Source organism: Mesorhizobium sp. WSM3864 (assembly GCF_002294955.1).
Taxonomy (GTDB): domain Bacteria; phylum Pseudomonadota; class Alphaproteobacteria; order Rhizobiales; family Rhizobiaceae; genus Mesorhizobium.
Genome location: NZ_NSGD01000003.1, coordinates 166,773 through 192,840, shown reverse-complemented (window position 1 = coordinate 192,840; position 26,068 = coordinate 166,773). Strand labels below are relative to the sequence as shown.

Below are 26,068 nucleotides of genomic sequence, written 5' to 3'. Positions count from 1 at the left end.
CGCCGCCAAGGCCACCTGCGTTACGGCTCGCATTCAACTGTGGAATAGGTAGGCGGCAATCGAGTCCGGCTTCATCTCGATCGAGAAGCCCGGCGCCGTCGGCGGCATGTAGGCCGCATTCTCAATGACACAGGGCTCGAGGAAATGCTCGTGCAGGTGATCGACATATTCGATCACCCTTCCATCCTTGGTGCCCGACACCGCGATATAGTCGATCATCGACAGATGCTGGACATATTCGCACAGGCCGACGCCGCCGGCATGCGGCCATACCGGCAAGCCGAACTTGGCGGCGATCAAAAGCACGGCCAGCACCTCGTTCAGGCCGCCCATGCGGCAGGAATCGATCTGCACGATATCGATCGCGCCGCCGGCGATGAACTGCTTGAACATGATGCGGTTCTGGCACATCTCGCCGGTCGCAACCTTGATCGGCGCCACCGCCTTGCGGATCTTGGCATGGCCGGCGACATCGTCCGGGCTGGTCGGCTCCTCGATGAAGAAGGGCTTGGCGAAGGCAAGATCGCGCAGCCAGTCGATCGCCTGGTCGACCTCCCAGACCTGGTTCGCGTCGATCATCAGGTAACGGTCCGGACCGATCACCTCGCGGGCGATCCTGAGACGGCGGATGTCGTCGGCGCGGTCGCGGCCCACCTTCAGCTTGATGTGATTGAACCCCTCGTCGACTGCTTCCTGGCAGAGGCGCCTCAGCTTGTCGTCGGGATAGCCGAGCCAGCCGGCCGATGTGGTATAGCAGGCATAGCCTTCGCGCTCGAGGCTGGCGATGCGCTCGGCCTTGCCGGCCTCGGCCTTCCTCAGGATCTCCAGCGCTTCGGCCGGCGTGATCGCATCGGTGAGATAGCGGAAGTCGACGATGCGCACGATCTCTTCCGGGCTCATGTCGGCGACAAGGCGCCAGACCGGCTTGCCGGCTTCCTTGGCCCACAGATCCCAGACCGCATTGACAACCGCGCCGACGGCGAGGTGCATGGCGCCCTTGTCCGGGCCGATCCAGCGCAACTGGCTGTCGCCGGTCACGTGATGCCAGAAGCGGCTGGGATCTTGCTTGACCCAGTCGAGGTCGATCCCGACAACAAGATGGCGCAGCGCCTCGATCGCCGCGCAGCAGATCTCGTTGCCCCGGCCGATGGTGAAGGTGAGCCCGTGGCCGCTGAGCCCCTCGCTATCGGTGTCGAGGATGACATAGGCGGCCGAATAATCGGGGTCCGGATTCATCGCGTCCGACCCGTCGAGGCTCTGCGACGTCGGGAAGCGCAGATCGAAGACGCGAAGATCGGTAATGCAGGTCATGCTCGGTGCCTCATCAGATCGACCAGCCGCCGTCGATATTATAGGCCTGCCCGGTCGTATAGGTGGCGCCGGCGAGATAGACGGCAAGATCGGCGATCTCCTCCGCCGTGCCCAACCTTCCCATCGGCTGGCGGGCGATGAAGGCGGCACGGGCGGCCTCATAGTCGCCTTGCGCCCGCATGCGGCTTTCGAGCGAGGGGCTCTCCACCGTGCCGGGGCAGATCGCGTTGCAGCGAATGCCTTTACCGACATAGTCGGCGGCGATCGATTTGGTCAGCCCGATCACGGCCGCCTTGGTCACGCCATAGGCGAAGCGGTTGGGCACGCCTTTCGGGGCGCCGGCGACCGATGCCATGTTTATGATCGAACCATCGCCGCGCTCCAGCATGCCGGGCAGCACGGCGCGGATAGTGCGGATCATGGCGCGCACATTGAGGTTGAAGGCAAAGTCGAGGTCCTCGTCCTTCATGTCGAGGATCGAGCCGGAATGGACGAAGCCGGCGCAGTTGAACAGCACATCGACGCGGCCGATTTCGGCGAAGGCGGCCTTCACGGCCTCGTCGTTCAGCACGTCGAGCTTGCGAGTCTTGATGACCGAGGTGTTGCCGAGCTCGGCCAGCGCCGCTTCATTTATGTCGGTGGCGTGGACGATCGCGCCAGCCTTGGCGAAAGCCAACGCGCTAGCCCGGCCGATGCCTTGCGCAGCGGCCGTTACGACCACCACCTTGCCTGTCAGATCAGCCATGTTGTTTTGTCTCCGTCTTCAGCCGAGCCGGGGGCGCCGCTCGACGATATAGATGTGATCGGCGGCCAGCACGACTTCGTCGCGCTGGTTCAAAACCTCGACGCGTTCGATGACGCGCCCGGAGTCCGGCCGCTTCGGATCGTCTTCCTTCGCGGCGATCGTCGTGCGCGTGCGGATCGTGTCGCCGATAAAGACCGGCTTGATGAAGCGCAGCCTGTCATAGCCGTAGGAGAAGGCGACCGGGTTGATGACGCTCGCGGTCAGGCCGACGCCGACCGAGAACACCAGCGTGCCATGCGCGATGCGCTGGCCGAAGGGCGTCGTCTTCATGAACTCGGCGTCCATGTGGTGCGGAAAGAAATCGCCGGTGTGGCCGGCATGGACGACAAAGTCGGTCTCGGTGATGGTGCGGCCGCTGGTCAGCCGCGACGAGCCGATCTCGTAGTCCTCGAAATAGGTGACCTGTTCCATGCCGTTCCTTACGGTTTTGCGGTGAGCGGCGTCGCCGGCGCGGCGCTCGAACGATAGGCGGCTTCCACCAGTGCCATGGTGTTCCAGGCATCTTCGACGGAGCTGACCAGCTCTTTGTCTTCCCCGGAGGCGAAGCGCTGCACATTGGCCATGCGCCCGACAAAGGCGTCGGGGAACCATTCGCCGGTGAGCGGCACGGCGACCCAATCGGAGCCGCCTTTAGGGTAGATTTCCAGCACGTCGGGCTCGCCGCGAGGATAGTCGAGATTGAGGCCAAGCCTGACGTAGGCGGCGCCCTCGGTGCCGCAGATGCGGAACTCGCAGGCCTGATGCCGGCGTCCGAACTTATGATCGTGGTTGATCGAGAGCACGCAGCGCACCGTGTCGCCATAGTCGAGGATGGCGCTGGTACGGGTCTGCGCGACCTTGTGATTGGGATGGCCGAGCGTCTTGGCATGCACGCCCTTCGGGTCGCCGAGAAGCTGCCGGATCAGGTCGAGATAGTGGATCGAATGCATGGCGATCTCGACACGCGGCGCCGCGAGCAGGAATTCCCAGAGCTGCCACGGCGTTGCGAGCGCCAGCCAGGCATCGAAGTCGACGACCTCGCCAAGCCAGCCCTTGGCGATCGCGTCCTTCAGCGCCAGCGTCATCGGCGCGAAGCGAAGCTGGAAATTCACTGCAGCCTTGAGCTTCTTGGCGCGACAGATTTCAAGGATCTCGGTTGCCTCGCCAAGGTAGTTGCCCATGGGCTTCTGGATCAATGCGACCGCGTCGTCGGGCAGGGCCTTCAGCACCTCGGCGTGCCGGCCGGGCGGCGTTGCGAGATCGAAGATCGCATCCTTGACGGCGGCCGCTTCGTCCACCGAGCCGAATGCCGTCACGCCCCATTGTTCGGCCAGTTTCCGAGCCTTGGCCTGGTCCGGATCGTAGAGACCCACCACTGGAAAACCAGCCTTGCGATAGGCCGGGAAATGCGCATCGCCGACGATCGAGCCGGCGCCGAAGGTGACGATCGGACGCGGCTTTGCAGGCCTTGGCCAGGATTGCGCCAGCGAGGCGGGATCGAAGGCATCAGTCATGGTGGAAGACTTCATCCATCGTCGCCCACCACTCGTCCTCCTGCCTTGTCGGCAAGGGTTCCTGGCATGGCATGCAGACCGACCACCATTCCTGGGTCTTCGGATCGGCGGCCATCTTGGCCATGTCGGCGGCATAGTCGGTGCCGTGATACTCGAAATAGGAGAACAGCAGGTTCTCCGGCCGCTTGAGGTAGATCGAGTAGTTCTTGATGTTGCAGGCGGAGATCATCTCGAGCACGTCCGGCCAGACGGCGGCGTGCAGGCGCACATATTCCTCGACCTTTTCCGGCTTCAGGCCAAGCACCATGCCAATTCGCTGCATTCTCAGTTCCTCCGCTCCGTGACGGTGACGCTGAATTCGACGACGCTCAGCGCCTTGATCGCATCGAAATCCCAGTCGATGCCGAGGCCCGGCTCGTCCGGCGGCAGGGCGTGGCCGTTTTCGATCACCATCTTCTTGCCCGTCAACTCATCCAGCTGCGGGATATATTCCACATATTTGCCGTTCGGCACCGCGCAGGCCAGGCTGACATGCAGTTCCATCAGGAAATGCGGGCAGATCGGCATGTCGAAGGCTTCCGCCATATGTGCCACCTTCAGCCAGGGCGTGATGCCGCCGATGCGGCCGACATCGACCTGGACGATGTTGCAGCCGCCCCTCTGCATATATTCGCGGAAATGGCGGATCGAATAGAGCGACTCGCCGACGGCGATCGGCGTCGCCGTCGAATTCGATAGCCGCACATGGCCGTCTATGTCGTCGGCCGGCAGCGGTTCCTCGATCCAGGCGAGATCGAGATCGCGCAGCCGCTCGGCGCGCCGGATGGCTTCGTCGACGGCAAAACCCTGGTTGCAGTCGGTCATGATCTCATAGCCGTCGCCGACCGCCTTGCGCACGGCCGACAACCGGGCAAAATCCTCGGCGCCGTGCGGCTTGCCGATCTTGACCTTCGAGCCGGTGAAGCCTTTCGCCTTGGCGGCCAGCGCATCTTCGACAAGCGCTTCAGTCTCGATGTGCAGCCAGCCGCCTTCGGTGGTGTAAAGCGGACAGCGGTGCTTGGCGCCGCCGGCAAGCTTCCAGAGCGGCAGCTTCTGCTTCTTCGCCCGAAGGTCCCAGAGCGCAGTGTCGATGGCGGCGAGCGCGATGGCCGTGATGGCGCCAATGGTGGTGGCGTGCGTGGCGAATTCGAGATCGTGCCAGATGGCCTCGATCCGGTCGGCATCCTCACCGATCAGGCGCGGCGCGAGGTGGTCGGCCAGAAGCCGCATCACCGAAGAGCCGCCGGTGCCGATCGTGTAGCTGTAGCCGATGCCGACCGCCCCGTCGACGTCGGTGATGGTGACGATCGGCGTCTCCTGGCTGACGAAACTCTGGATGGCGTCGGTGCGCTTCACCTTCGGCACCAGATCGACCATTGCAAGCTCGACTTTCTCGATCTTCGCCATCGTCAGGCCCTCAAGGATTTGCCGGTTTCCGCGGAAAAGAGATGCGCTTGCGACAGGTCGAAACTCATCGCCACGCGATCGCCCGCCCTCAATGGCCTCGGGTTCAGCATGCGCGAAACCCAGTCGCGGCGGTCGAACTCGGCGAACACCAGCGTCTCGTTGCCGAGCGGCTCGGTCACCGTCACCGGCAGCTCGATCTCGTGGACGTCAGCGGCATCGCCCGAATGCAGGCCGTGGCCCACGGGGTAGAGGTCGTCGGGACGCAGGCCGAACACTACCTTGTCGCCGGCGTTCACCTTGGCCTTGAAGCGGCCTGGCAGCGGCAGGCTCTGTCCGCCGGAAAAGACGATCTTGCCGTCGTCCACGGTCGCCTCTTGCAGGTTCATCGGCGGCGAGCCGATGAAGCCCGCCACGAAGCGTGTCGCCGGCCGCTGGAAGACCTCGTCCGGCGTGCCGACCTGCTCGATGTTGCCGTCGCGCATGATGACGATGCGGTCGGCGAGCGTCATCGCCTCGACCTGGTCGTGGGTAACGTAGATAACCGTGGACTTCACCTTGGCGTGCAGCTTCTTGATCTCGGTGCGCATCTGCGTGCGCAGCTTGGCGTCGAGATTGCTGAGCGGCTCGTCGAACAGGAAGACGTCCGGATCGCGCACGATGGCGCGGCCCATGGCGACGCGCTGGCGTTGGCCGCCGGAAAGCTGGGAGGGGCGGCGCTCGAGCAGCGCGTCGAGGCCGAGAATGGCCGAGGCCTCGGCGACGCGACGGTCCATCTCTTCCTTCGGCGCGCCGGCGATCTTCAGGGAGAAACCAAGATTTTCGCGCACCGTCATGTGCGGATAAAGTGCGTAGGATTGGAACACCATCGAGATGTTGCGCGAACGCGGCGGCAGATCGTTGACGATGCGGTCGCCGATCTCGATCGTGCCGCCGGAGATGTCTTCCAGCCCGGCGATCATGCGCAGCGTGGTCGACTTGCCGCAGCCGGACGGCCCGACCAGCGCGATGAATTCGCGGTCGGCGACATCGAGGTCGATGCCGTGCACGATCTCCATGTTGCCGTAACGCTTGGTCAGTTTCTTGAGCGAGACAATCGCCATCGGATCAACCTTTCACCGCGCCGGAAGTCAGGCCGCCGACGAGGTGTTTCTGGACGATGAAGGTAAGGAGCAGCGCCGGGATGATCATCACCACCGCCAGCGCGCACATGCCGCGCCAGTCGATGGTGAATTCGGCGGTGTAGTCGAGCAGCCCGACGGGGAGCGTCTTGGAATTGATCGAGCGCGTCAGCTGCGAGGCGAGCGCGAATTCGTTCCAGGAGGTAAGGAAGGCGAAGATGCCGGCCGACGCGATGCCTGGCCCGGCGAGTGGAAACTCGACCTGCCAGAAGGCCTGCCAGCGCGTGCAGCCGTCGATTTGCGCGGCCTCGGCGAGATCCTTCGGCACCTGGCGGAAGAAGCCGTCGATCAGCCAGATGGTGAACGGCACATTGAGCGCGACATAGGCGAGGATCAGGCCGAAATGCGTGTCGATGATGTCGAGCCGCGCATAGACGAAAAACAGCGGCAGCGACAGCGCGATGCCGGGCACGGTGCGGGTCAGCATCAGGCCGAGGAACATCGCCGACTTGCCGCGGAAACGGTAGCGCGCGAAAGCGTAGCCACCGGCCATGCCGATGGCGATGGCAATGACGGTCGAGGTCACCGAGATGATCAGGGAATTGCGGAAATAGTCGAGGACGGGAATGCCGCCCTTGCCGACACCGCTGAACATGGCGACGTAGGCATCGAGCGAGACCTGCTGCGGGATCCAGACCGGCGGCTTGGCAAGGATCTCGACCGTCGGCCGCAGCGAGGACAGCACGATCCAGATGCCGGGCAGACAGATCAAAAGCATGGCGAGGAACAGGCCGACGCGGTGGGCGACGACGCCGGCGCGGCGCCTCAGACGGGCGGATGCGTTGGCGTCCATCGTCACCACTCCGCGCCGATCTGGGTCCGCGCCGCTGCGAGCTTCTTGAAGAAATAGACGGTGAAGACGATCGACAGCAGGATCGAAAAATAGGCCATCGCATTGGCCACGCCCATGCGCGCGTCACTGTATGCGGTGCGCGCGACCAGCGTCCACAACAGTTCCGTGCGGCCGGCCGGGCCGCCATCGGTCATGATCTTGACGATGTCGTAGGCGCGCGCAACGTCGAGCGAGCGGATGGTCATGGCGATATAGGCGAAGGGCATGATGAAGGGCCAGGTCACATAGCGGAAGGTTTGCCACGGCGTGCAGCCGTCGACGCGCGCCGCTTCGACCGGCTCCTTCGGCATGGCGAGCAGGCCGGCGAGGATCAGGATCGCGAAGATCGAGGTCGACGACCAGATCTCCGCGACTGAAATGGCGATGAAGGCGAGATGGCCTTCGATTAGCCAGGGGATGGCGTCCCGCGTTATGCCTAGCGACTGCAGCGCGTTGTTCACCAGGCCGATATTGTCGTTGAACATGAACTTGAACTGGAAGCCGACCAGGATCGGCGAGAACATCATCGGGAACATCATGATGGTGCGCAGCAACCGCTGGCCGCGGCTAGCCTTCTCGACCAGCAGCGCGAGGCCGAGACCGAGCAGCATTTCGAGATTGAGCGCGATGGTGAGCAGGAGCACGGTGCGGCCGAAGGCCCACCAGAAATTCGCGTCGGACAGAATGTTGCGATAGTTGCGCAGGCCGATGAAGGTGAAGAAGGTTTCCGGCCGTGTCAGCCTGAACGGCGTGAAGCTCGAATAGAAGGACAGGCAGAGCGGCACGACCACCACCGCCGCCAGAACGAGCACGGCCGGCAGCAGAAGAAGCGTTGGCGCGGAAAGCCGCTTGGCCGTCATGCAGTGTCCCAGAATAATTTGCACGGCCGGCGATCCAATCGCAGGGCGGCCGCTTCGGTCAAAGCGGCGCCGGTCGCGAAGACCGGCGCCGCTGGGAGGATAGTCCTTAGAGCTTGCCGGCGTCCTCGAGTATCTGCGTCGCCTTGGCGGCAGCGTCGTCGAGCGCCTGCTTGGAGGTCTTGTCGCCCAGAATGGCGGCCTGAAGTTCGGGATAGACGGCGTTGGAGATCTCGATCCATTCCGGCGTCTGCGGCACCGGGAAGGCGTTCTTGGCGGCTTCCTGGAAGGCCTGCAGCACTTCGGTTTTGTAAGGATCGGACTTGGCCTGCTCGAGGTCCCATTCCCACACCTTGGTGCGGGTGGGCAGCGGGCCAGCCGCGGCTTCCAGCTTCTGGCTGTCCTCGTTGGTCAGCCACCAGACGAGGGAGGCGGCGGCCTCCTTGTTGGCGCAGTTTTCGGTCACCGAGAAGCCATGCGCGCCGGACCAGCCCGAGCGCTTGCCGGATGAGCCCTTCGGCTGCACCTTGACGCCGACATTGCCGGCGACCTTGGACGACTTCGGGTCGTTGAAGAAGCCGGCCCAGCCCGGCCAGTCGAGGTTGAGCGCCACCGTGCCGGACGCGAACCCCTGGCCGAGATCATCCCACAAATAGTTGGTCGTGCCGGCGGGCACAGCCTTGGCCTTGTAGAGCTTGACGAACCAGTCGAGCGCCTTGACGCCGGCCTCGGAGTTGAAGGCAGGCTTGCCGTCCTTGTCGAGATATTCGCCGCCGTCGGCGATCAGCATCTCGTAGAAGCGGCCGTTGATCGCCTCTTCCTTGCCGGCATATTGCGTGCCGTAGAAGTCGGGCGGGCTGGCGAAGAATTCCGCCTGCTGAGCCATCTCGTCGAAGGTGTCCGGCGGGGCGAGCTCCTCGCCGTACTTCTCCTTGTAGGCCCTCTTCTTGGCCTCGTCCTGGTAGAGGCTCTTCTGGTAGTAGAGCGCCGAGACGTCGAACTGCGCGCGCGGCAGCATCACCAGCTTGCCGTCGAGCGTACCGGCGGCGATGTTGGCCGGGACGAAAGCGTCGATCTCCTCCTTCGGCAGCAGCTTGGCGAGGTCAGTGTAGATGCCTGGATATTGGGGCGCGAACGAGGTGTGGTTGGAGCCGACGCACCAGGTGATCGAGTTGGAGGCGATGTCCGACTTGATCTCCTTGTCGAGATCGAAGTGGTTCTTTTTGGAGATGACGTTGACCTTGGCGCCGGTCGCCTTCTCCCACTCGCCGATGCGCGCGTAGAGTTTTTCGTATTGCTGGCCGCCGATCAGCTTGGCGTCGATCGTGACGCCGGTGAACTTGCCCGGCAGGTCGGCCGCAAAGACCGCACCCGATGCCATGAGCAATGCGCCGGCGGCGACGCCGGAAAGCAGTCTGTTCATGAATATCCTCCCTGGAACGGCCGCAGGCCGTCATGGCTGAAGCTCCATGCTTCATTCATATGCAAACAAATTATTCATAAGTCGTCAAGCCGAAACTTCTTCCCTATGAAGGCTGTCTTGCGTATATGAAGATCACAATTCACCAGAGGGCATCGGGTGCAGGACGACGAGGAAGACCGCTATCGCGCGCCGGCACTGGACAAGGGGCTGGACATTCTGGAACTGCTCGCCAGCGTCGATGGCGGCCTGACCCAGGCCGAGATCGCCAAGCGGCTCGACCGCAGCCCGAACGAATTTTACCGGATGCTCGACCGTCTGGTGAAACGCGGCTACGTCACCCGGCCAGACGGCGACCGCTATTCGCTGACGCTGAAGCTCTTCGGGCTTGGCCAGCTGCATGCACCGGTGCGCAGGCTGGTCTCCTACGCCACCTCGATCATGCGCGAGCTGGCCGAGACCTCCTGGCAGGCAAACCAGCTCGTCGTGTTCGACCGCGGCAGCGCCGTGGTCATTGCCCAGCAGGAAGCGCCGCGATACTGGGGCATCTCGATCCGCGTCGGCTCGCATATCAGCCTGTTCGACACCGGCTCGGGACATGTGCTGCTGGCCTTCCGCTCGCCGGAAGAGCGCGAGATGATGATCGCCGAGCATTTGCGCAGCAACGAGGAGATGAAGTTGTCGCCCGACTTCTTCGCCCGCCTTGACCAGGTGCGCGATCGTGGCTACGAGATGATGGCTTCGCTGCAGACCGCCGGCGTCTACAATCTGTCGGCGCCGGTGCTCGGTTCCGACGGGCACGGCATTGCCGCGCTCACCATACCCTATATCACTCTGGTCAACGCGCCGGCAGCGCCCGATATCACCAGGACCATCACGCTGCTCCAGGCAGCAGCGGCCCGCCTGTCGCAACTCGCCGGGTCGGATGTCAGGTCAAAGGAATAATTCTTATTTGAATGGCGAATTCTCCGGTGAGATGATCGAGTCCATGTCTGATGCATGTCGTTTGCGCAAAAGCCGCTGCGCAATTCGGGCCACGTGGATAGCGCGACAAGGGAGGAAGCCATGATCGTCGATACCCACCTGCATCTCATCGACAGGGCGGCGCTACGCTATCCCTGGCTGTCCGGCGTGCCGGCCCTCGACCGCGATTTTTCCCACGACGAATACGCCACCGAGGCGCGCCGCGCAGGCATAGAATTGGCGCTCCATATGGAGGTCGACGTCCACCCGGCCGATATCGCGGCCGAGACAGCCCTTGTCGAAGGCCTGTCGAAGAAGCCCGGCAGCCTGGTGCGGGGCGCGATCGTGTCGTGCCGGCCGGAAGAACCTGGCTTCGCCGCCTGGCTGGACAAGGTGAAGGCCGATCCATTTGTCAAAGGATTCCGCCGCGTGCTGCATGTCGTGCCCGACGACGTCTCCGAGGGCGCCCTGTTCCGCGAGAACATCAGGCGCATCGCCGGCAGCGGGCTGACCTTCGATCTTTGCGTCCTGCCGCGACAGATGAGCCAAGCGATCGCGCTGGTCGATCTGGCGCCTGACGTGCAATTCGTTCTCGATCATTGCGGCGTGCCCGACATCCGGGGCAAGGCCGAGCATCCCTGGCGCGAGCAGATCGCCGAGATCGCCCGGCGCCCCAATGTCGTCGGCAAGATCTCCGGCGTCGTCGCCTATGCCGATCCGGCGAGCTGGACCGTCGAGACCCTGCGGCCTTATGTCGAGCACACGATCGGCAGCTTCGGCTGGGATCGCGTCGTGTGGGGCAGCGACTGGCCGGTCTGCACGCTCGGTGGCGGGCTGCTCGGCTGGGTAGCGGCGACGCACGCGCTCCTTGCCGGGGCGAGCGAAACCGAGCGCGCGAAACTGCTCTCCGGCAACGCGAAGAAGCTCTGGCGGCTGTGAGCCGCAAGGCCGATGCCCGACTGTATTAGCGGGGCGCCGCGAAGCTCTGCCGGAACAGGCGATTGATGTCGGCGACGACGCGGGGGGCGTCCTGCCGGCCGGCAAGACCCTCGTCGAGGCGATCGGACGCCGCCTGCTGAAACGCCATGTAGCCGTCGTGGCGCGGGCGCACCCAGGCGCCTTCCAGCGTCGCCCGCGTGCCGCGGTAGAAGTCGCCCGTCGCGACATTCACGGCTTCGTCCTCCCAGGCGGCGGCATGGCCGGGCTGGCCGCCGGCGGCGGCATAGAGGCCGCGCTGCACGTCGCCGTTGGCGATCCAGTAGGCGAAGTCGATCGCTTCCTCGCCGGCAGCGGAAAAGGCGGAGACGGCGATGCCGGTGCCGCCGAGCGCGGAGCCGACCGGGCCGTTGCCGCCCACAGTCGGCATGTCGCAAAAGAAGAGCCGGTTCGGCCGGAAGCCTGCAGTGGCATAGGGCACGTAGCCATAGATCAGCGGCGCGCAGGCGATGCGCGAGCCGGCCTCGGCCATCTTTTCGAACACCGCAATCGGATCCATCGTAAGGCACTCGGGATCGAGGAGTGCCGCGATCTCACGCAGCATTTCGAAGACGGTCTCGCCGGTATCGGGATCGATCAGATCGCTCGGGCTTTCGACTGCACATGGCCGGCCGAGATCGGCGGCAAGCGTGAAGAAGCACATCAGCGAGTGCGGCGGCCTGAGCGGCAAGAGCACGCGGCCCCGCTGGGCAAGCTCCAGCACTTCGGTCCAGATCTTCGGCGCGGCGTCTATCAAATCGGGTCGCCAGGCCTGCACCTGCGTCGCGGCGTCGATCGGAAAGGCCCATTGCCGGTCCTGCCAAGTGTAGCTCGGATAGGACCGGCCGACGCTTGCCTTCGCCAGCGCTTCGCGCTCCGCCTCGCGGCCGGGCACGTCGAGCGGGGCCAGGCACTTCTCGGCGGTGATCTGGCCGACATGCGGATGATCGATGACGATCAGGTCGTAGGCGCGGGCGAGTTCTTCGACAGAGAAGGACTCGAAGTCCTGCAGCGAGCGCTTCTCCCACTCGATAGAGACGCCGGTCTTTTCCCGCCAAAGCCGGGAGCAGGCGACCATCGGATCATAGCCGCGCGGATGGTTCCAGGTCATGCCCTTGAGCGTCGTCACAGGCCGAACTCCTTGCGGATTTTTGCGCTGTGCTCGCCGACGCGCGGCGCCGCCTGCTCGACTTTGGCGCGCATGCCGTCGATCCTGAGCGGTGACCGGGTGGTGTCGATCGAAACACCGTCCTCGCGCGTCACGGTCTGCAGCAGGTCGAGCGCCTTGAAGCCGTCGCTTTCCAGCACCTCTTTCCAGTTCAGCACCTTCGCGCACCAGATGTCGGCGGGCTCGAGGATCGCCAGCCATTCGTCGACCGACTTCTGCGCGATGCGCTGCGCGATGATCGCCTTGATCTCGTCGCGCGCCGTGAACCAGGTCGCCGGCTTGTCGCGATAGGGCGCCAGCGCCTCGATCTCGAGCAGGTCGGCGAGCTTCGGGATCGGCGTCATGGCGATCGCCAGGAAGCCGTCCTTGGCCGGATAGACTCCGTAGGGCGCCGCCAGATAGGCGTGGGCGCTATGGAACGACGAACGGCGCGGCAGCCGCCGGCCGTCATTGAGATGCGTCGTCAGCACCTCGAACTGGAGGTCGATCAGCGCTTCGAAGAGGCTGGTCTCGATATGGCCGCCCGCGCCGGTGATGCCGCGCCGGACCAGTGCTGCGAGGATGCCTTGCGCACAGGCGGCGCCGGCCAGCATGTCGGCGATTGCCAGGCCGAACGGCACCGGACCCTGATCTTCGTCGCCGTTCAGCCACATGACGCCGGAGCGCGCCTGGGCAAGCAGGTCCTGGCCCGGACGCTTTACCCACGGTCCTTCCTCGCCATAGCCGCTGATCGAGGCGTAGACCAGGCGCGGATTGATCGTGCGCACATGCTCGTAATCGAGGCCGAGCCGCTCGATGACGCCGGGGCGGAAGTTCTGAATCAGCACGTCGGCCTTGGCGAGCAGCCCGCGCAGCGCTTTAAGGTCGTCGTCGTTCTTCAGATCGACCGCAAAGCTTTCCTTGGCACGGTTGATGGCGTGGAAGATGGTGGAATCACCACCGATCTCGGTGTCGCTTAGATAGAGCCGGCGCGACAGGTCGCCACCATCGGGCCGCTCGATCTTGATGACGCGGGCACCAAGGTCGAGGAGCCTCAGCGAGCAGTAAGGTCCCGACAGGAACTGGCTCATGTCGACGACGACAAGGCCGGACAGCGGCAGGTCGGCGACCATCATTGCTTCTCCGTCTTGCCGGCGAAGTCGGCCGGGTCCCTGTATTTCACCGTCTGCAGATGCTCGCAGTAGAGCACCAGCTCGCCTTCGCCCTTGAACACTTCATAGCTGGCGCGGATCAGCCCCATGTCCTTGTAGCGGGGCTTCTTTTCCATGTTGGTGCGGATCGAATAGATGGTGTCGCCGATGAAGACCGGCTTGATGAAGCGGAGCTTGTCATAGCCGTAGGAAAAGGCATTGACGCAGTTGGTGGCGACTAGACCAAGCCCGGCCGAGAAAACGAAGGCGCCCGCCACGAGGCGCTTGCCGAAGATACCTTCGCGCTCGGCGAACATCTGGTCCTGCACATAAGGGTGGATGTCGAGCACCAGGGTGTTGAAGAGATGGCTGTCGCCTTCGGCCATAGTGCGCCGGAGCGAGCGGATTTTCTGACCGATCGGCCAATCCTCAAAGAACCAGTTTTCGGCATTCCATACCGGCAGCAGGGCGTGATCGGCCGGCATGTCGGCAGGGCAGGTCGAAGCGACGCCGACGGTGGGCGGGAAGCTGGTCATTGCGCTGTTCGTCCGCTCCGGAGAATGGCCGCACCGCTCCGGCAAGCCGGAGTCGGACGCGATCGATCCTCCAATCTTCTTTTGTGAATACTATATTCACATATGAGATTTGCGCACAAGCCGGTCAGGTAGAAATTTTGCGCCTTGGCAGAACCGGCTCGCCGGCAGCGTGAAAGCGTAGCGAGCGCTTCGGCCGTGCCTCGCGGCGGAATGCATTTGCACTCCAGCGCAAGGGGTCGCGGCGGGCTAGGGCTGGTCAGAGCAGGCTCCATGTGACGGGTTTGCGAGAAATCCCGGGGAAGACATATTAGCTAATTGTACAAGCATTAACTGCCAAAAGGTTGTAAAGCTTGGCTTGCCGGTTGCACGGGCGCAGAGTGACGTAGCATCGCCAAACGGGTCAGTAAAATTGACTTCTGTGACGATGCAATTCGTTGGTAATCGATCGCCAAGGATAATACTGACTTCGGCGACATCCAGTACTTTTCTCTTGAGTCGACTATGGCGGTTCTCGGCGCATTCCCTCCCGGTATCGGTTGCCGGCCCTTCGACGAGAGGGATTGGGGAGGCGTGGCGGATTGCCTGCACCGAGGGTTTCCGGAGCGCAGCAGGAGCTATTGGATAGAAGCGCTGACCCGCCTGTCGCAGCGGCCCGCGGTCGCCGATTTTCCGCGATATGGGTTCGTCCTAGAGAAGTCGGGCCGGATCGTCGGCGCGGTGCTTACGCTCTATGCCAGGCACAGAAGCCTGGAAGGCGATGAAATCCGCTGCAATCTCTCGAGCTGGTCCGTGGACGCGGAATTCCGGCCCTATGCCAGCCGGATGATCGCGACGGTTATCCTGCGCAAGGACGTGGTCTACACCAATATTTCTCCATCGCCCGGGACAGTGAGGCTCAACAAAGCCTTCGGTTTTCGCCTGTTTTCCGGCGGACAGATCGCCTTCTTGCCCATTCTGAACGGTATGCCGCGTCCGGACCGGGTGTTGGAAGCCCATGCGGACCTCGCCGAAATGGCTGAACTCACCGACAACGAAAGATACATATTGCTCGAGCACGCCGCGTTGGGCTGTCTTTCGCTGATCTGCGTCTGCCACGGTCTGGCGTTGCCGCTTGTTCTGAAGCCGCGCCGGATATTGCATGGCCTCGTGCCGTGCTGCCAGATCGTCTACTGCCGATCCCACGCGGATCTGGTCAGGTGCGCCGGGGTCGTGGGCCGCTTTCTCCTGCGGCGCGGACAACTGCTTTGCCTCGTCGATGCGATGGGGCCGGTTACCGGTCTGTCCGGCAGGTATTTTCCGAACAAGGGAATCAAATATTTCAAGGGTCCGAAATCGCCTTCTCCGGGAGACCTGACGTTCACCGAAATGGTGCTGTTCGGTTCCTGAACGAAATCGGGAAGCCGGTCTGGAATCAGCCGATCCGAAGTCAGCCCGCCGCTTCGGCTCTTGCCGCCGCGGCCATGCGCCAGCGTGTTCCCAGCGAGACGCCCACGAGCAGCAGACAGAAGGCGAGGGCAAGAGGGGAGTAGAAAGCCTCCTCCTGCAATACGGCATTGGCCGAAATGGTGACGATGCCGACAAAGCCGAACAGGAAATCCGGGTCGCCGGTCTGGATAAGCTGCCGTCGCAATGCCACGGCCAGCGCCGCCAGGAAGCCGAAGAAGACGAGGCTCCCCACGCCCATCTGGTAAAGCATGACACCGACCGCGCTCTCGACCGGCACGGAGGCGGCGCCTTCGGCCTGGGCGGTTTGCCAGTTGAGATTGATGCTGGTGCTCGACAGGTTGCCGCCGAGACCCAAGCCCTGGCCGAGCGGATCGGCCAGGAAATCGCGCATGCCGGCAATCAGACCGAGGACGTGATAGTCGCCATGGGTGGCGCCATAGCCGATCGCCGCCGTCGTCCAGACCACTGCCAGGGCCATCGCGGCCATGAGCGCCAGACCGGCGCGGGAGGGGCTGTAGATCAGCCGCACGGCAATTGCGACGAAAAGCATGAAGGTCGCGCCCTTGGAGCCGATGACGAGCAGCAGCGGCAGAGCCGCGAGAGGCAGCACCCATCGTCCTTTGAAGAGCAGCCAGGCCGAAATGATGCTCAAGGCGTAAGCATAGCTGATCGGATGGAAATTCGGGCCGCCGATGCGGAAGACGCTTGGCAGGATGTCGTTGAACAGGGGCGTGTTGAAGAATGTCGTGGTCATCACGTCTTCGATCCCACGGTAAACGAAACCGGTTTCCTGAAGCGCTTTTTCCCACACGCCGGTCTCGACCTGCCGCGAGATGCTGCGCTCGACATATTGGTCGCCGTGGAACAGTCCGAGGAAATCCATGGTGAAGGTCAGTTCCGCATAGCCATAGACGATCGCGCCGGCGCCGAGCCACAGCATGCTCTTGCGCAGATCGACGGGATAAAGGCTGGCGGCGAGGACCGCGACGTGGAAGCAGGCGAGCGGCGTGATCGTGTTGCGGAAATAGACGACCGCGTCCTTGGGGCCGCCATGCACGACGCCGAGAGCGAAATAGAAACAAATCGTTCCGCACAGGACCATGCTCAGCAGCAGCCACGGGCGCAACTCGGTCAGCGCGCGGACGCGGTCCTGAAATGAGGCGGCCAGGAAAATGCCGAACGCTGTCATCAGGATGATGAAATTGGTGCCGCGCAGCGCGTCGAACGTGTCGTTGTCGGGAATGTAGGGGGTGAACCAGGCGACCACGAGGTTCTGAAAGAGAAAGGCGCAGATGATCAGCACCGGAACGCCCGCCGGCATCGCGTTCGAAACGATCAGCGTCAGCACGAATGTTGCGGCAATCCCGAACGGCGTCCACACGGCAAATGCGGAGACTGCCAGCGCAACGACAAGCAAGGCCGTGCCGACATGCAGCAAGGTTTCGGGCGTATCCCTGCCCGGCAAACTCAGTCTGACGGGCGAAGAGACCTGCGTCGTGCTCATCGCTGATCCGCTCCGCTCGTCACTTGTCCCAGCAAGCGTAGATGGCGCCTGTCGTCCATTTCCGGCCTAACCTCCAAGGAGCGCGGCAATCATCGAGCCGTCGAAGCCCTCGACGCTCTGCCTGCTCCTGATGAAGCCGAAGCCCTGATCGAGCTCCCAATAGGTCCATGCCACATGGTTCGCTTCAGCCGCCTTGCGCACGGCGCGCACCCAGGAGGCGCGGCTTTCTGCATCCACGCAGAAGTTGAGCACACCGAATTCGTTCAGCATGACCGGGCAGCCGTTGGTGGTGGACCAGCGCGCCAGATCGGCAAAATCGGAGCCGATCCGCGCGCCCGTCCAAGGCGCCGACAATTCCTCTTCAACGAGGTTGGCGGCTTCTTCGTCGCCGGCCGACCGCAATTTGGAGATAAGCCGGCTCACCTGGGCCATTTCCTTGCTTGCGGGAAAGGGCAGGTCCGCGATGCGGGCGAGCGGCGAGGCATCCCAGGTCTCGCACTGGTGGGTGAAGGCCAGGGGGGCGTAATAGTGAACGGCGGCAATCTGGTTGTCGTCGGCGAGCGGCGGCGTGTCGGCGATTTCCCAAATGCCCTGAAACCGTGCCGGTCCCCAGACCAGCGTGTGGCGCGGACATTTCGCCCGCAGCGCCGCGGCGATCCGTTCCCGCAGCGCCAGCCAGGCGCTCCGTTCCATCGGGGGCTCGTTCAGCAGCTCGGGATAGACCCACTCCGCAGGCAGATCGGCAACGACGGCACGCAACGTCATCCAGGCCTGAAGCACTCTTCCTGCGGCCGCCTCGGCATCGTTTCGAAAAGCCGCTACGAGCTCGCCAGAAGGATGCATGTCGAGGAGGACCGAAAAGCCCAGCCCGACAAGATCCCTGATCCCGTTCTGGATGCGGCGAAGCGTTGCCGGGTCGCCGCTGGAGACGAGATCGCCGTTGACCGGCAGCCGGATCGTTTCGAAGCCTGATTGCCGCAGCTTCTCAAGCGTGGCCGTGGCGGGAGCAAGCCCATCGTTTCGGTCGAGCCATCCGGGAAGGTTGAAGCCGTGCGACGGAACGTGGCCGGCCGTCGCGAGCGCAGCGGATTGCGGCAGAGGGGAGGCCGCGAAAACGGCTCCGGCGGCAAAGGCCAGCGCCCGTCGCCTCGACACCTTGGGCGGCGATGTCATCGATGCACCGCCTCCACGGTCTAGCCCCGGACGGCGCCGCTGCGGCGCTGCTCGCCGGCCGCTCGCGGACTGTCGATCGCCGCGGCTGGCCGCGCGTCGGCCGACGCGACGACAAGAGTGGCACTGCGGCCGATCTGGCCGGCACCGAATTTTTGCGCGAGCAGCCTGGCGGCTTCCGAAGGCTGCTCGGAAGGGCTGAGCGCCAGAAGCGCAAGATCGGCCTTGGCGAAGAGCTCCGGATTCCAGCCGTTCTCATTGAGCGAGGGCGCGATCACGAGCACGAAATCGAACGCGCTCCCGGCTTCGGCCAGAATGCCGCGGAACGAGTTGCGATCGGCAACGCCGGGACTTTTTTCCGCCACTGAGCTGCACACGACCGTCTGCAGACCGGTCGCGCCATCGATGAACAATCCGGCGCCGTCTGTCGTCGCGCTGGACAGACGATCGCCAATTTCCACCATCAGCACGTTCTGATCGGCCCGTTGCATGCCTATGCCCAGCATCGCGCCCGCAATCCTTGCCTCGAAACTGCTGTGGATCGAAGACACGAGGATGACGAACGGTTTGCCGTGGTCGTTCAGGTGCAAGACCATCTGCCGCATGATCTTCAGGACGGCGAGCGACAGCGTTTCGTTTCCGGTCTGGAAGAGCTGTTTCCTGATCGCCTTGATGTTTGAGTAGGCGGTCCCACCGGCGACGCCGGGCAGACGGTACTCGCCGAAATTGGCTGGCATCGGCAATGGCCGGGGGCTGACCGGCGCGCTGTCCTTACGGTCCACGACCGGCTCCGGCACGGCCGCCTTCGGCGCCTGCGGGTCCTCTTGCGGCTGCGGGACCGGACCAAGCGCCAGAGCGAGGCCGCATCCGGCGAGGAGCCCCAGAACGGCGCTCACCAAGAGAAGCAGGGCCGGCTTCGGCCATGTCGGCTGGACAGGCGGCGAAGCCACGCCGATCTTGCGCGCTTCGGAAGTCTGCACGCCCTGCATCTGCGACGTTTCCTGCGCCCGCTTGAGATAGTCGTCGAGCACGGCGCGCGCCGCCTGGGCTTTCGATTCCAGCTGCCGCAGTTGTACCTGCGCGATGTTCGAATTCGTCGACTGTTGGCGCAAGGCTTCGAGCTTGTCCTGCAGCTTGCCGACATTCTGCACGGCGAGATCATAGCTGGCCTTCAACTGCTGCCTTATGCGATCCGCCTCGGCGGCCATCAGCCGCTTCAACCTATCCAGCTCGGACTGCAGCCGCCCGATGGTGGGGTGGCGCGGCCCGTACATGGTTTGCAGGCTGGCAAGCTCGGTGGCGCGCTGGTTGTAGTCGTCGCGCAATTTGATGGCCGAGGTGGACGTAAGAATATCCGCAAGCTTGGCGAGCCCGGCCGGCGAACTGCCCGCAGCCAGCGCCTGATTGTAGCGGTCCTTGGCCTGGTCAGCGTCGCCCTGGGCGGCGATCAACTGCGTCGTCAGCTGATCGAGCTGCGACTGCAGCGTGCCGCCGTCCGTCGAATTGACGATATTGTGTTTCGTCTTGAAGTCTTCGACCGTCCGCTCGGCGTCGCTGACGTCCTTTTGCAGGCCGGAGATCCTGTCCGTGAGCAGCGTATTCACGTCGCTGTTGGCGCTCTCGCGTTCTCCCACCAGGCCTGCCCGGTACTGATCGACGATGGCATTGGCGATGCGCGCGGCCTTTTCCGGCGACGGCGACGTGAAGCTGACATTGATGACGTAGGTCAGCCCTTCGCGCTCGACAGAAACCTTGCTCTGGAAGCGCTTGAAGGCGGCGTCCTGCGGCGCGCTTGCGCCGGCTCCGAACAGACGTGAAGCAAGGCCGCCGCCGGCGAATTCCGGATCGCTGTCGAGCTTCTGGCTTTTGAAGACGGCGCCGAGCAGGTCTGGCGACTGGATGACGAAGACCTGGCTGGCGATAGCGGCGCTGTCGGAGCCGATCCCCGGAAGCACGTTGTTGAAATTGGTCGCGCGCGTGTCGCGGGGGTCGATCAGTATCGAGGCCGTTGCGGTATAGCTTGGTTTGGTCACCGCAAGATAGGAGAGCGCCAGCAGCACTGCCGCGCCGGCGATGGCAAGCACCATCACGCGTCGCGCCCAAAGGATGGCCCACACTGCACCTATGTCGAACAACGGCGTTAGAGTGCGCTCGTCGATACTGGCTGGCTTCATCGATTTTCCTCGTCGAGAGCCGCGACTTCACGACCTCACTCGTCTCCACAGTATTAAGGATTATCGTTAGCCATCCGTTAAGCTTGGCGGCGTGACGATGCGCTCGGCGCTGGCGATGCCGGTAACCATGCGAAGCGTTCGCGCTGGCGCGGTTGCGGCATTTTGCTTATGCAGGATCGGGTTTTGAGCGTCGTCGTAGGTGCGGGTAGCCCATCGCCGATCGTCTCAGGAGGCGAGGTTGAAGGACACTAAAGGGAACCGCGAGGCCGCCCCCGGGGCAGGGGCCAGCCCGGCGACCGACATACGCATGTCGGTCACGGCGCTTGCCAAGAGCGGCGCCGTGGCCGGCATCATCAAGCTTGCCAGCGCGGGCCTGTCCTTCCTGATGTTCGTGGCCGTGGCGATGGTGACGAACGAACGCGAGTTCGGCCTTTACAGCGCTACCTATGCCGGCGCGAGCCTGGTTTCCTTCTTCGCTTCGGTGGGCCAGCAGAGCACCGTGCTCAGGTTCTGGCCTCAATATGCCGGGCTGGGCGATCTCGGCTCGGCTCACGGGCTGATGGCGCGTGCCATTCTCGTGGCGCTGGCCGGGCTTGTCGGCACCAGCCTGCTCATCATCGTGGTGGGATTCCTGCCCTTCGTCGGCAGGGGAACGCCGGAATGGCTGCCGCTATGCGTGGCGGCGGCGGTGCTGTCGTTCTCGCTCGGCTGGTCGGAGTTTACCTCGGGCGCCTTCCGGGCCAAGAACGCGCTGATATCGGGCCTGCTGCCGCGGGACATCATTTGGCGCGCGGCGACAATCGCCGCCGTTGCGGCGCTGCACTTCATGCAAGTGAAGATCGATGCGATCGCGGCGACATATCTGACGGCGCTGCTGCTCATCCTCTCGGTCGTCCCGCAAACAATTGTGCTGTTGCGCGACACGGCGCGGGCAGATCGCGGTGGTCTCACGGAAGGGCAAAAGCAGGAATTCAAGACGGTGACGCTTGGCCTGTGGGGCGTCACCTCGCTGCCGCCCGCGCTCGGCCAGGTCAGCACCCTGCTCGTGGCGATGATCCTCGGGCCAGAGGCGGCAGGCGCGATCTTCGTGGCGGACCGGACCACGCGCTTCGTGACCCTTGCCCTCAACGGCATCAACCAGGCGCTGGCGCCGCAGATATCGGCGGCCTTCTACAGCGGCGACAGGGCTCACGTTCAGCGCATCACCAGCCTCGCCGCGCTTGGCGGCTCGGCCATTGCGCTGTGCGTGCTGGCGTCCTTCTGGATATTCGGCGACTTCATCCTGTCCATCTTCAATCCGGCCTATGCGACGCCGACCATGAGGGCGACGCTCGTCATCTTCGGCATCGGGGCGACGTTCGGCACCGCTTGCGGCCCGATCGAAGTCCTGTTGCAGTTGACGGGTCTGCAGCATGCGCTCTTCAAGGTGCTGGTCATCGTCAACGTTGTCGGACTTTGCGTGACGGCCGTGGCAACTTACTACCTCGGGTCCATAGGAGCGGCCCTCAGCATTGCCGGAACCGTCATCGCATGGACGGCTTTCGGGGTATTGATCGCCCGGCGCAGAATCGGCATCAACCCGTCGATCCTCGGATTGTCCCTGGACAGGATCGGGCTGGTGCCTCATGCCCTCCTGAAAGGGCGCACGTGAAGATCGTCCAAGTGCAGACCCAGGCGGAGGCTGCGGGGGCGCAGCGGATCTCCGACATGGTGGGCGAGGGATTGCGGGCGCGGGGGCACGAGGTGCGCACCGTCTTCATGTACCGCAAGACCGAAGCCTACGACCGCGATCCCAATGTGGATTTCGTCCTGACGGACAGACCGCGCGGATTGCCCGGGCAGATCCGGGCGACCATCGGCCTGGCTCGATATCTGCGCGCGGCACGCCCCGACGCAGTCATCACTTACCAACACTATGGCAACATCTTCGGCACGATCGGCGCTCGGCTGGCGGGCGTCAGGCACATCGTCGCAAACCAAAGCGGCGCCCCGCAAAGCATCGGCGTCATGGGGCTGCTCTCCCAGATCGACAAGCTGATGGGCACGGTTGGCCTTTACCAGGCGAATGTCGTCAATTCCGGCTGGACGCACGCGCAGTTCGATCGCTATCCGCGCTCCTATCGGCGGCGCATGCGTCGCATCGATCACGGCGTACCCGCGCCGGGCGAGGAATTCGACAAGGCAGCGGCGCGCGCCACCTTCGGCTTACCGCAGGACGTTTGGCTGGCCGTATCATCGGGCCGCCTGACGCGGATGAAGAACCAGATCGCGCTTGTCGGCGCGCTCGATCGACTGCCCGACGTCCACGTCGCGCTGGCAGGCGCCGGGCCGGAGCGCGAGGCGCTCGTCGCCTTTGCCGAAAGCCGCGGCGTGGCCGACCGCCTGCATCTCGTGGGCGAGGTTCCGCCGGCGCGCATCTTCGAATTCCTCGCGGCCGGCGATGCCTATGCGTTTGCCTCGATGACGGAGACCTTCGGCCTCGCCTGCGTCGAAGCCGCCATTTCCGGGCTGCCGGTCGTGGCGAGCAATCTCGACGTCTTGCGCGAGGTGCTGACCGCGGAGGACGGCTCTCCCGCCGCACTGTTCGTCGAGGCCGACGCTGCCGGCATGGCCAGGGGCCTTGGCGATCTGTTTGCGCGGCCGGAAGCCAAGACCAGGCTTTCGGAGGCGGGACGGCGGCTGCGGGATAAGTATTCGCCGGCCAGGATGTGCGCGGGCTACGAGGCGCTACTGCTTGCCTGACCGCTTGCGCACGGCGGCGATCCCGTCGATCACTTCCAGGCGCCCGGCCCGATTGAGTGTGTGGATTTTCGGATAAGGAAAGTCGCCAGCCGCATCGATCGGCCGCGGCGGCGACAGCCGCACCGTCTGCTGATTGAGCTCCAGCAACTCCGAAAGGCCCAGCCCGCCGCCATAGCCCAGCGTTCCGTCCTGGACCGGAAGAAGCACGCGGCCGTCGCGGTTGCGGACGAAGGCTCCGCCGGGGCGGGCCATGCGATGGTCGATTAGGACCGGGTTCACCGGATGCGACCGCCACGGACCGGCAAGCGCGGGGGCGGAGAAAATCACCAGCGTGTCAGAAGTGCTTCCATGGCCGTCACGGTCCGTGGCGAACAGCCAGAGCATGCCTTCATGCTCGAGCAAGGTGGCATCGGAAATCTCGCCTTCGACCAGCACGGTCTCGGCAAGCCAGCTGTCCGGGAAGCCCGACGCGCGGTAGAGCGTGAGCTTGCCGCCGGCGCTCGCCTCCGGCAGCATCCAAATCGCGCCGTCGCGCTCGAATACTTGCGGGTAGGAGAGGTGGTGAGCCTCCTCCAGCACGACCCGAGGCTCGCCAGGAACGCCATCCGCGTCGAACGGAACAACGGAAATGACCGCCTTTCCGGTCGCGTGCGGATAGTCCTCGACGAACACGAAGGGCTGACCCTGCCACCAGAAGGGGAACGGGTCGGCATAGAAATGATTGCCCGGGTCCGGCAGCACCGACCAGCCGGTGCCGAGCTTGCCGGTATCGGCGACACCCGGCGCATCGGTAAAGCGATAGCCGACACGCCAATGCGCGTGGCGGAAGCGCGCGCGCCGAAGCGCTTCCCGGCCGAGCCGCGGCAGCGCCGCGCCAAGATAGGCGGATGTGAACCCGCCTCGCTCGCCACGACCATGGATTTCAGCAACTGCCTCTCGTGGCAGCCGGTCCGCCGCGAACGCGCGGGTGACCGACTGAACCAGAGTAATGGCGCGGGCGAACACGTCCTCGGTGCCGAGTGCGCTGGATTCCCGCTTGTCGACCATGGGCCGCGCTTGGCCGACCACCGTCTTCCTGTCGAGCACGGCCTCGATCACCGGGAGCCTGCCGGCCGCGACGGCAATTGCAGCCGAGAGATCGGCGCTGGATCCGTCGAAGCGAAGGCCGATGGTGGGAACATTCGACAAGGCCGCATCGCCGGCAAGATCGAGCCTCAGCGCGGCGGGGCGATTGCCGGGCCGTGCCGGGATTGCTTGCACCGCGGAGCCGAGAAGGGGTCCGCGCCGGCGGAAAAGACGTTGCTCGAACTGGAAGGCGGCTTTTGCCGCGGCCGGCCAGGTCGCCGGCCCGGGCTGATGCGCCACCGCGACATCGTGGCCGTCCGCCTCCAGCCGCTCTATGGCGAGCCGCTGCCAATGGCGGGGCGCCGATTGCGGAACGATGACCTCGATCGCCAGCATGTTTTGGGCGGCTATGTCCTGCTCGGATTTCCAACAATGAGGAACGAGAGACTGGCCGAAAATACTTACATCGGCGTTACACGCAAAACCGGATTTCTACTTTTCGGCATGATTTTCGACTTGCGATCCCGAAGCGGTTGTGGTCGTCCGCCCGGCCTGCCATGCAACGCAAGATTAGCGGTTTCGGCATATACCAAGATTCCAACAATCGCGGCGACCGGTCTTGACCTGGAACGTAAGAAGTCGTGGATAGCCGCTGTCCCTGCCGGTTCGGATCACATGTTTGAAGTCACTGCCGAGGATGCGTTCGATTTCCGTTCGACGGAGTACGCCGAGCTCTTCGCCAGCTCGGCGGCAACCGCTTTTCAGCATCCGATTTGGCTCGCGCAACTTTATGAGAGGCTCGTGCGGCAAGGCGCCGCCACGCCACTGATCATCGTCGTCCGCGTGCGTGCGAGCGGAAGGCTCGCGATGGTCCTGCCGCTGGTGAGGCGCCGCTACACGCTGCTGAAGGTCGTGGAATTCGCGGATTTGCGGGTTTCGGACTATGTCTCGCCCGTCGCCGACGAGGAGACCTTCTCCCGCATTCTTGCCGACGCCCGCACCGTCGCCGCCATCCGCAAGCATCTGCGGCCATACGATCTCCTGCGCATAGGCAAGCTGGCGGACCGCTCCCTGGCGATGGAGCGCCTGCTTGGCGTCGACAAGCGCGACAGCATGGGCATGAGCGCCTATTCCAGCAAGCTGGAGCCGACATTCGCCGGCTGGCGCGAGCAGCGGCTGGACCAGTCCTATCGCAAGGAGCTGGACAAGAAATCCCGGCAGCTCAACCGCATCGGGGAGGCGCGCTTCGAATGCGTTGACGGCCCGGCCGCGGTCCGCACGACATTCGATGCCCTCAAGCTCTATCGCGGCAAACGCTTCGACGGCAGCAACGGTCCGGCCGACCTTTTGCAGCTGCCTTCCTATTTCGATTTCTACCTGGCCGTGGCCAATGAAGGGTGCGGCGGCTTCGCCCGCACCTATGCATTCTGGATGAACGGCCAGCCGATCGCCGGCGCGCTCGGGCTCGAGCACCGCGGCTCGCTTCTAGTCATCCTCGGCGGTTTCGACGAGGCCGGCTACCGGAAGCAGTCGATCGGCAGCCTGATGTTCGAGCAGATCGCCCGCGATTGCATCGAGCGCGGCGATCAACACCTCGATTTCACCATCGGCGACGAGCCCTACAAGCGCGTGTTCGGCGGCCGGCCTTCACCGATGTGGCAAATCTACCGCGCAGGGAGTCCGCTCGGCTATGCGGCGCATCTGACGGTGCAGAAATTGCCGGCGGCCAAGGCGCTGGCGCGGCATATCCTTGAGGCCGCGCATGTCAAGAAGGCCAAGCCTTCAGCTGTCATCATGCCGCCGGCTGCCGATGAGGCCGCCGAGTCGCCCTAGTTGAAGCGGGTCGGTTCGGA

At 64.1% G+C, this 26,068-nt stretch carries 23 protein-coding genes; 6 read left to right on the top strand and 17 right to left on the bottom strand.

Annotated features, from left to right (window positions below):
- Positions 1 to 33 precede the first annotated feature (33 nt).
- The 10 genes from CK215_RS08740 to CK215_RS08695 form a co-directional block, all read right to left on the bottom strand.
- On the bottom strand, positions 34 to 1,311 hold the full coding sequence (locus CK215_RS08740) for an L-fuconate dehydratase (protein WP_095830709.1): 1,278 nt from the start codon (positions 1,309 to 1,311) through the stop codon (positions 34 to 36).
- A 13-nt stretch (positions 1,312 to 1,324) separates the two neighbouring features.
- Positions 1,325 to 2,056 carry an SDR family oxidoreductase gene (locus CK215_RS08735; RefSeq protein WP_095781189.1) on the bottom strand — a complete coding sequence of 244 codons (732 nt, stop codon included), beginning with the start codon at positions 2,054 to 2,056 and terminating at the stop codon, positions 1,325 to 1,327.
- Positions 2,057 to 2,074: 18 nt separating this feature from the next.
- Positions 2,075 to 2,527, bottom strand: coding sequence for a MaoC/PaaZ C-terminal domain-containing protein (locus CK215_RS08730; RefSeq protein WP_095781190.1), 453 nt, complete (start codon positions 2,525 to 2,527; stop codon positions 2,075 to 2,077).
- A gap of 8 nt (positions 2,528 to 2,535) precedes the next feature.
- Entirely contained in the window at positions 2,536 to 3,609 is a 1,074-nt protein-coding gene (locus CK215_RS08725) for a Gfo/Idh/MocA family oxidoreductase (protein ID WP_095830708.1), read from the bottom strand.
- Positions 3,602 to 3,931, bottom strand: coding sequence for an L-rhamnose mutarotase (locus CK215_RS08720; protein WP_095830707.1), 330 nt, complete (start codon positions 3,929 to 3,931; stop codon positions 3,602 to 3,604). The genes CK215_RS08725 and CK215_RS08720 overlap by 8 nt, the downstream gene beginning before the upstream one ends.
- A gap of 2 nt (positions 3,932 to 3,933) precedes the next feature.
- Positions 3,934 to 5,055: a mandelate racemase/muconate lactonizing enzyme family protein gene (locus CK215_RS08715; RefSeq protein WP_095830706.1), complete on the bottom strand. Its 1,122-nt coding sequence runs from the start codon at positions 5,053 to 5,055 to the stop codon at positions 3,934 to 3,936.
- Between the two features lie 2 nt (positions 5,056 to 5,057).
- Positions 5,058 to 6,155 carry a sn-glycerol-3-phosphate ABC transporter ATP-binding protein UgpC gene (ugpC, locus tag CK215_RS08710; protein WP_095777214.1) on the bottom strand — a complete coding sequence of 366 codons (1,098 nt, stop codon included), beginning with the start codon at positions 6,153 to 6,155 and terminating at the stop codon, positions 5,058 to 5,060.
- A 4-nt stretch (positions 6,156 to 6,159) separates the two neighbouring features.
- Positions 6,160 to 7,026 carry a carbohydrate ABC transporter permease gene (locus CK215_RS08705; RefSeq protein ID WP_095777215.1) on the bottom strand — a complete coding sequence of 289 codons (867 nt, stop codon included), beginning with the start codon at positions 7,024 to 7,026 and terminating at the stop codon, positions 6,160 to 6,162.
- 2 nt (positions 7,027 to 7,028) lie between these two features.
- Positions 7,029 to 7,925: a sugar ABC transporter permease gene (locus tag CK215_RS08700; protein WP_095777216.1), complete on the bottom strand. Its 897-nt coding sequence runs from the start codon at positions 7,923 to 7,925 to the stop codon at positions 7,029 to 7,031.
- A gap of 106 nt (positions 7,926 to 8,031) precedes the next feature.
- Positions 8,032 to 9,345 carry an extracellular solute-binding protein gene (locus CK215_RS08695; RefSeq protein ID WP_095830705.1) on the bottom strand — a complete coding sequence of 438 codons (1,314 nt, stop codon included), beginning with the start codon at positions 9,343 to 9,345 and terminating at the stop codon, positions 8,032 to 8,034.
- 156 nt (positions 9,346 to 9,501) lie between these two features.
- Between CK215_RS08695 and CK215_RS08690 the strand changes: the two genes are divergently transcribed.
- A complete protein-coding gene (locus CK215_RS08690) occupies positions 9,502 to 10,287 on the top strand; it encodes an IclR family transcriptional regulator (protein ID WP_095781194.1) in 786 nt (261 codons plus the stop codon).
- Positions 10,288 to 10,407: 120 nt separating this feature from the next.
- Positions 10,408 to 11,244: an amidohydrolase gene (locus CK215_RS08685; RefSeq protein ID WP_067002721.1), complete on the top strand. Its 837-nt coding sequence runs from the start codon at positions 10,408 to 10,410 to the stop codon at positions 11,242 to 11,244.
- 25 nt (positions 11,245 to 11,269) lie between these two features.
- Here the strand turns inward: CK215_RS08685 and CK215_RS08680 are convergent, their stop codons facing one another.
- The 3 genes from CK215_RS08680 to CK215_RS08670 are packed head-to-tail and all read right to left on the bottom strand — an operon-like array spanning position 11,270 to position 14,114.
- Positions 11,270 to 12,391, bottom strand: a complete 1,122-nt coding sequence (locus CK215_RS08680; RefSeq protein ID WP_095830850.1) for an extracellular solute-binding protein — start codon at positions 12,389 to 12,391, stop codon at positions 11,270 to 11,272.
- Positions 12,392 to 12,405: 14 nt separating this feature from the next.
- On the bottom strand, positions 12,406 to 13,563 hold the full coding sequence (locus tag CK215_RS08675) for a CaiB/BaiF CoA-transferase family protein (protein ID WP_095830704.1): 1,158 nt from the start codon (positions 13,561 to 13,563) through the stop codon (positions 12,406 to 12,408).
- Positions 13,560 to 14,114, bottom strand: coding sequence for a MaoC family dehydratase (locus tag CK215_RS08670; RefSeq protein WP_095777219.1), 555 nt, complete (start codon positions 14,112 to 14,114; stop codon positions 13,560 to 13,562). Before CK215_RS08670 ends, CK215_RS08675 begins: the two co-directional genes overlap by 4 nt.
- Before the next feature lie 501 nt (positions 14,115 to 14,615).
- Here CK215_RS08670 and CK215_RS08665 point away from each other — a divergent pair.
- Positions 14,616 to 15,500, top strand: a complete 885-nt coding sequence (locus tag CK215_RS08665) for a hypothetical protein (RefSeq protein ID WP_245418648.1) — start codon at positions 14,616 to 14,618, stop codon at positions 15,498 to 15,500.
- 40 nt (positions 15,501 to 15,540) lie between these two features.
- Here the strand turns inward: CK215_RS08665 and CK215_RS08660 are convergent, their stop codons facing one another.
- The 3 genes from CK215_RS08660 to CK215_RS08650 form a co-directional block, all read right to left on the bottom strand.
- Positions 15,541 to 17,064 carry a hypothetical protein gene (locus tag CK215_RS08660; protein ID WP_095830702.1) on the bottom strand — a complete coding sequence of 508 codons (1,524 nt, stop codon included), beginning with the start codon at positions 17,062 to 17,064 and terminating at the stop codon, positions 15,541 to 15,543.
- Between the two features lie 66 nt (positions 17,065 to 17,130).
- The gene (locus CK215_RS08655) at positions 17,131 to 18,237 is read right to left on the bottom strand and encodes a cellulase family glycosylhydrolase (protein WP_095830701.1); all 1,107 of its coding nucleotides are present in this window, start codon (positions 18,235 to 18,237) and stop codon (positions 17,131 to 17,133) included.
- Positions 18,238 to 18,257: 20 nt separating this feature from the next.
- A complete protein-coding gene (locus CK215_RS08650) occupies positions 18,258 to 20,408 on the bottom strand; it encodes a GumC family protein (protein WP_095830700.1) in 2,151 nt (716 codons plus the stop codon).
- 238 nt (positions 20,409 to 20,646) lie between these two features.
- Here CK215_RS08650 and CK215_RS08645 point away from each other — a divergent pair, with 238 nt between their 5' ends.
- Positions 20,647 to 22,059, top strand: a complete 1,413-nt coding sequence (locus CK215_RS08645) for a lipopolysaccharide biosynthesis protein (RefSeq protein WP_245418647.1) — start codon at positions 20,647 to 20,649, stop codon at positions 22,057 to 22,059.
- A complete protein-coding gene (locus tag CK215_RS08640) occupies positions 22,056 to 23,150 on the top strand; it encodes a glycosyltransferase family 4 protein (RefSeq protein ID WP_095830699.1) in 1,095 nt (364 codons plus the stop codon). Before CK215_RS08645 ends, CK215_RS08640 begins: the two co-directional genes overlap by 4 nt.
- Here the strand turns inward: CK215_RS08640 and CK215_RS08635 are convergent.
- A complete protein-coding gene (locus CK215_RS08635) occupies positions 23,136 to 24,611 on the bottom strand; it encodes a hypothetical protein (protein WP_095830698.1) in 1,476 nt (491 codons plus the stop codon). The genes CK215_RS08640 and CK215_RS08635 overlap by 15 nt on opposite strands.
- A 279-nt stretch (positions 24,612 to 24,890) precedes the next feature.
- On the opposite strand from CK215_RS08635, the gene CK215_RS08630 reads away from it, so the two are divergent.
- Positions 24,891 to 26,048, top strand: a complete 1,158-nt coding sequence (locus tag CK215_RS08630; RefSeq protein ID WP_095830697.1) for a GNAT family N-acetyltransferase — start codon at positions 24,891 to 24,893, stop codon at positions 26,046 to 26,048.
- Positions 26,049 to 26,068 lie beyond the last annotated feature (20 nt).

Excerpts from the sequence above, each read along its gene's own strand:
- CK215_RS08680 (WP_095830850.1), bottom strand. The coding sequence starts at position 12,391 with ATGACCTGGAACCATCCGCGCGGCTATGATCCGATGGTCGCCTGCTCC.
- CK215_RS08655 (WP_095830701.1), bottom strand. The coding sequence starts at position 18,237 with ATGACATCGCCGCCCAAGGTGTCGAGGCGACGGGCGCTGGCCTTTGCC.
- CK215_RS08740 (WP_095830709.1), bottom strand. The coding sequence starts at position 1,311 with ATGACCTGCATTACCGATCTTCGCGTCTTCGATCTGCGCTTCCCGACG.
- CK215_RS08665 (WP_245418648.1), top strand. The coding sequence starts at position 14,616 with ATGGCGGTTCTCGGCGCATTCCCTCCCGGTATCGGTTGCCGGCCCTTC.
- CK215_RS08715 (WP_095830706.1), bottom strand. The coding sequence starts at position 5,055 with ATGGCGAAGATCGAGAAAGTCGAGCTTGCAATGGTCGATCTGGTGCCG.
- CK215_RS08730 (WP_095781190.1), bottom strand. The coding sequence starts at position 2,527 with ATGGAACAGGTCACCTATTTCGAGGACTACGAGATCGGCTCGTCGCGG.
- CK215_RS08695 (WP_095830705.1), bottom strand. The coding sequence starts at position 9,345 with ATGAACAGACTGCTTTCCGGCGTCGCCGCCGGCGCATTGCTCATGGCA.
- CK215_RS08735 (WP_095781189.1), bottom strand. The coding sequence starts at position 2,056 with ATGGCTGATCTGACAGGCAAGGTGGTGGTCGTAACGGCCGCTGCGCAA.
- CK215_RS08660 (WP_095830702.1), bottom strand. The coding sequence starts at position 17,064 with ATGAGCACGACGCAGGTCTCTTCGCCCGTCAGACTGAGTTTGCCGGGC.
- CK215_RS08635 (WP_095830698.1), bottom strand. The coding sequence starts at position 24,611 with ATGCTGGCGATCGAGGTCATCGTTCCGCAATCGGCGCCCCGCCATTGG.
- CK215_RS08685 (WP_067002721.1), top strand. The coding sequence starts at position 10,408 with ATGATCGTCGATACCCACCTGCATCTCATCGACAGGGCGGCGCTACGC.
- CK215_RS08675 (WP_095830704.1), bottom strand. The coding sequence starts at position 13,563 with ATGATGGTCGCCGACCTGCCGCTGTCCGGCCTTGTCGTCGTCGACATG.
- CK215_RS08650 (WP_095830700.1), bottom strand. The coding sequence starts at position 20,408 with ATGAAGCCAGCCAGTATCGACGAGCGCACTCTAACGCCGTTGTTCGAC.
- CK215_RS08720 (WP_095830707.1), bottom strand. The coding sequence starts at position 3,931 with ATGCAGCGAATTGGCATGGTGCTTGGCCTGAAGCCGGAAAAGGTCGAG.
- ugpC (WP_095777214.1), bottom strand. The coding sequence starts at position 6,155 with ATGGCGATTGTCTCGCTCAAGAAACTGACCAAGCGTTACGGCAACATG.
- CK215_RS08725 (WP_095830708.1), bottom strand. The coding sequence starts at position 3,609 with ATGACTGATGCCTTCGATCCCGCCTCGCTGGCGCAATCCTGGCCAAGG.
- CK215_RS08705 (WP_095777215.1), bottom strand. The coding sequence starts at position 7,026 with ATGGACGCCAACGCATCCGCCCGTCTGAGGCGCCGCGCCGGCGTCGTC.
- CK215_RS08700 (WP_095777216.1), bottom strand. The coding sequence starts at position 7,925 with ATGACGGCCAAGCGGCTTTCCGCGCCAACGCTTCTTCTGCTGCCGGCC.
- CK215_RS08630 (WP_095830697.1), top strand. The coding sequence starts at position 24,891 with ATGTTTGAAGTCACTGCCGAGGATGCGTTCGATTTCCGTTCGACGGAG.
- CK215_RS08670 (WP_095777219.1), bottom strand. The coding sequence starts at position 14,114 with ATGACCAGCTTCCCGCCCACCGTCGGCGTCGCTTCGACCTGCCCTGCC.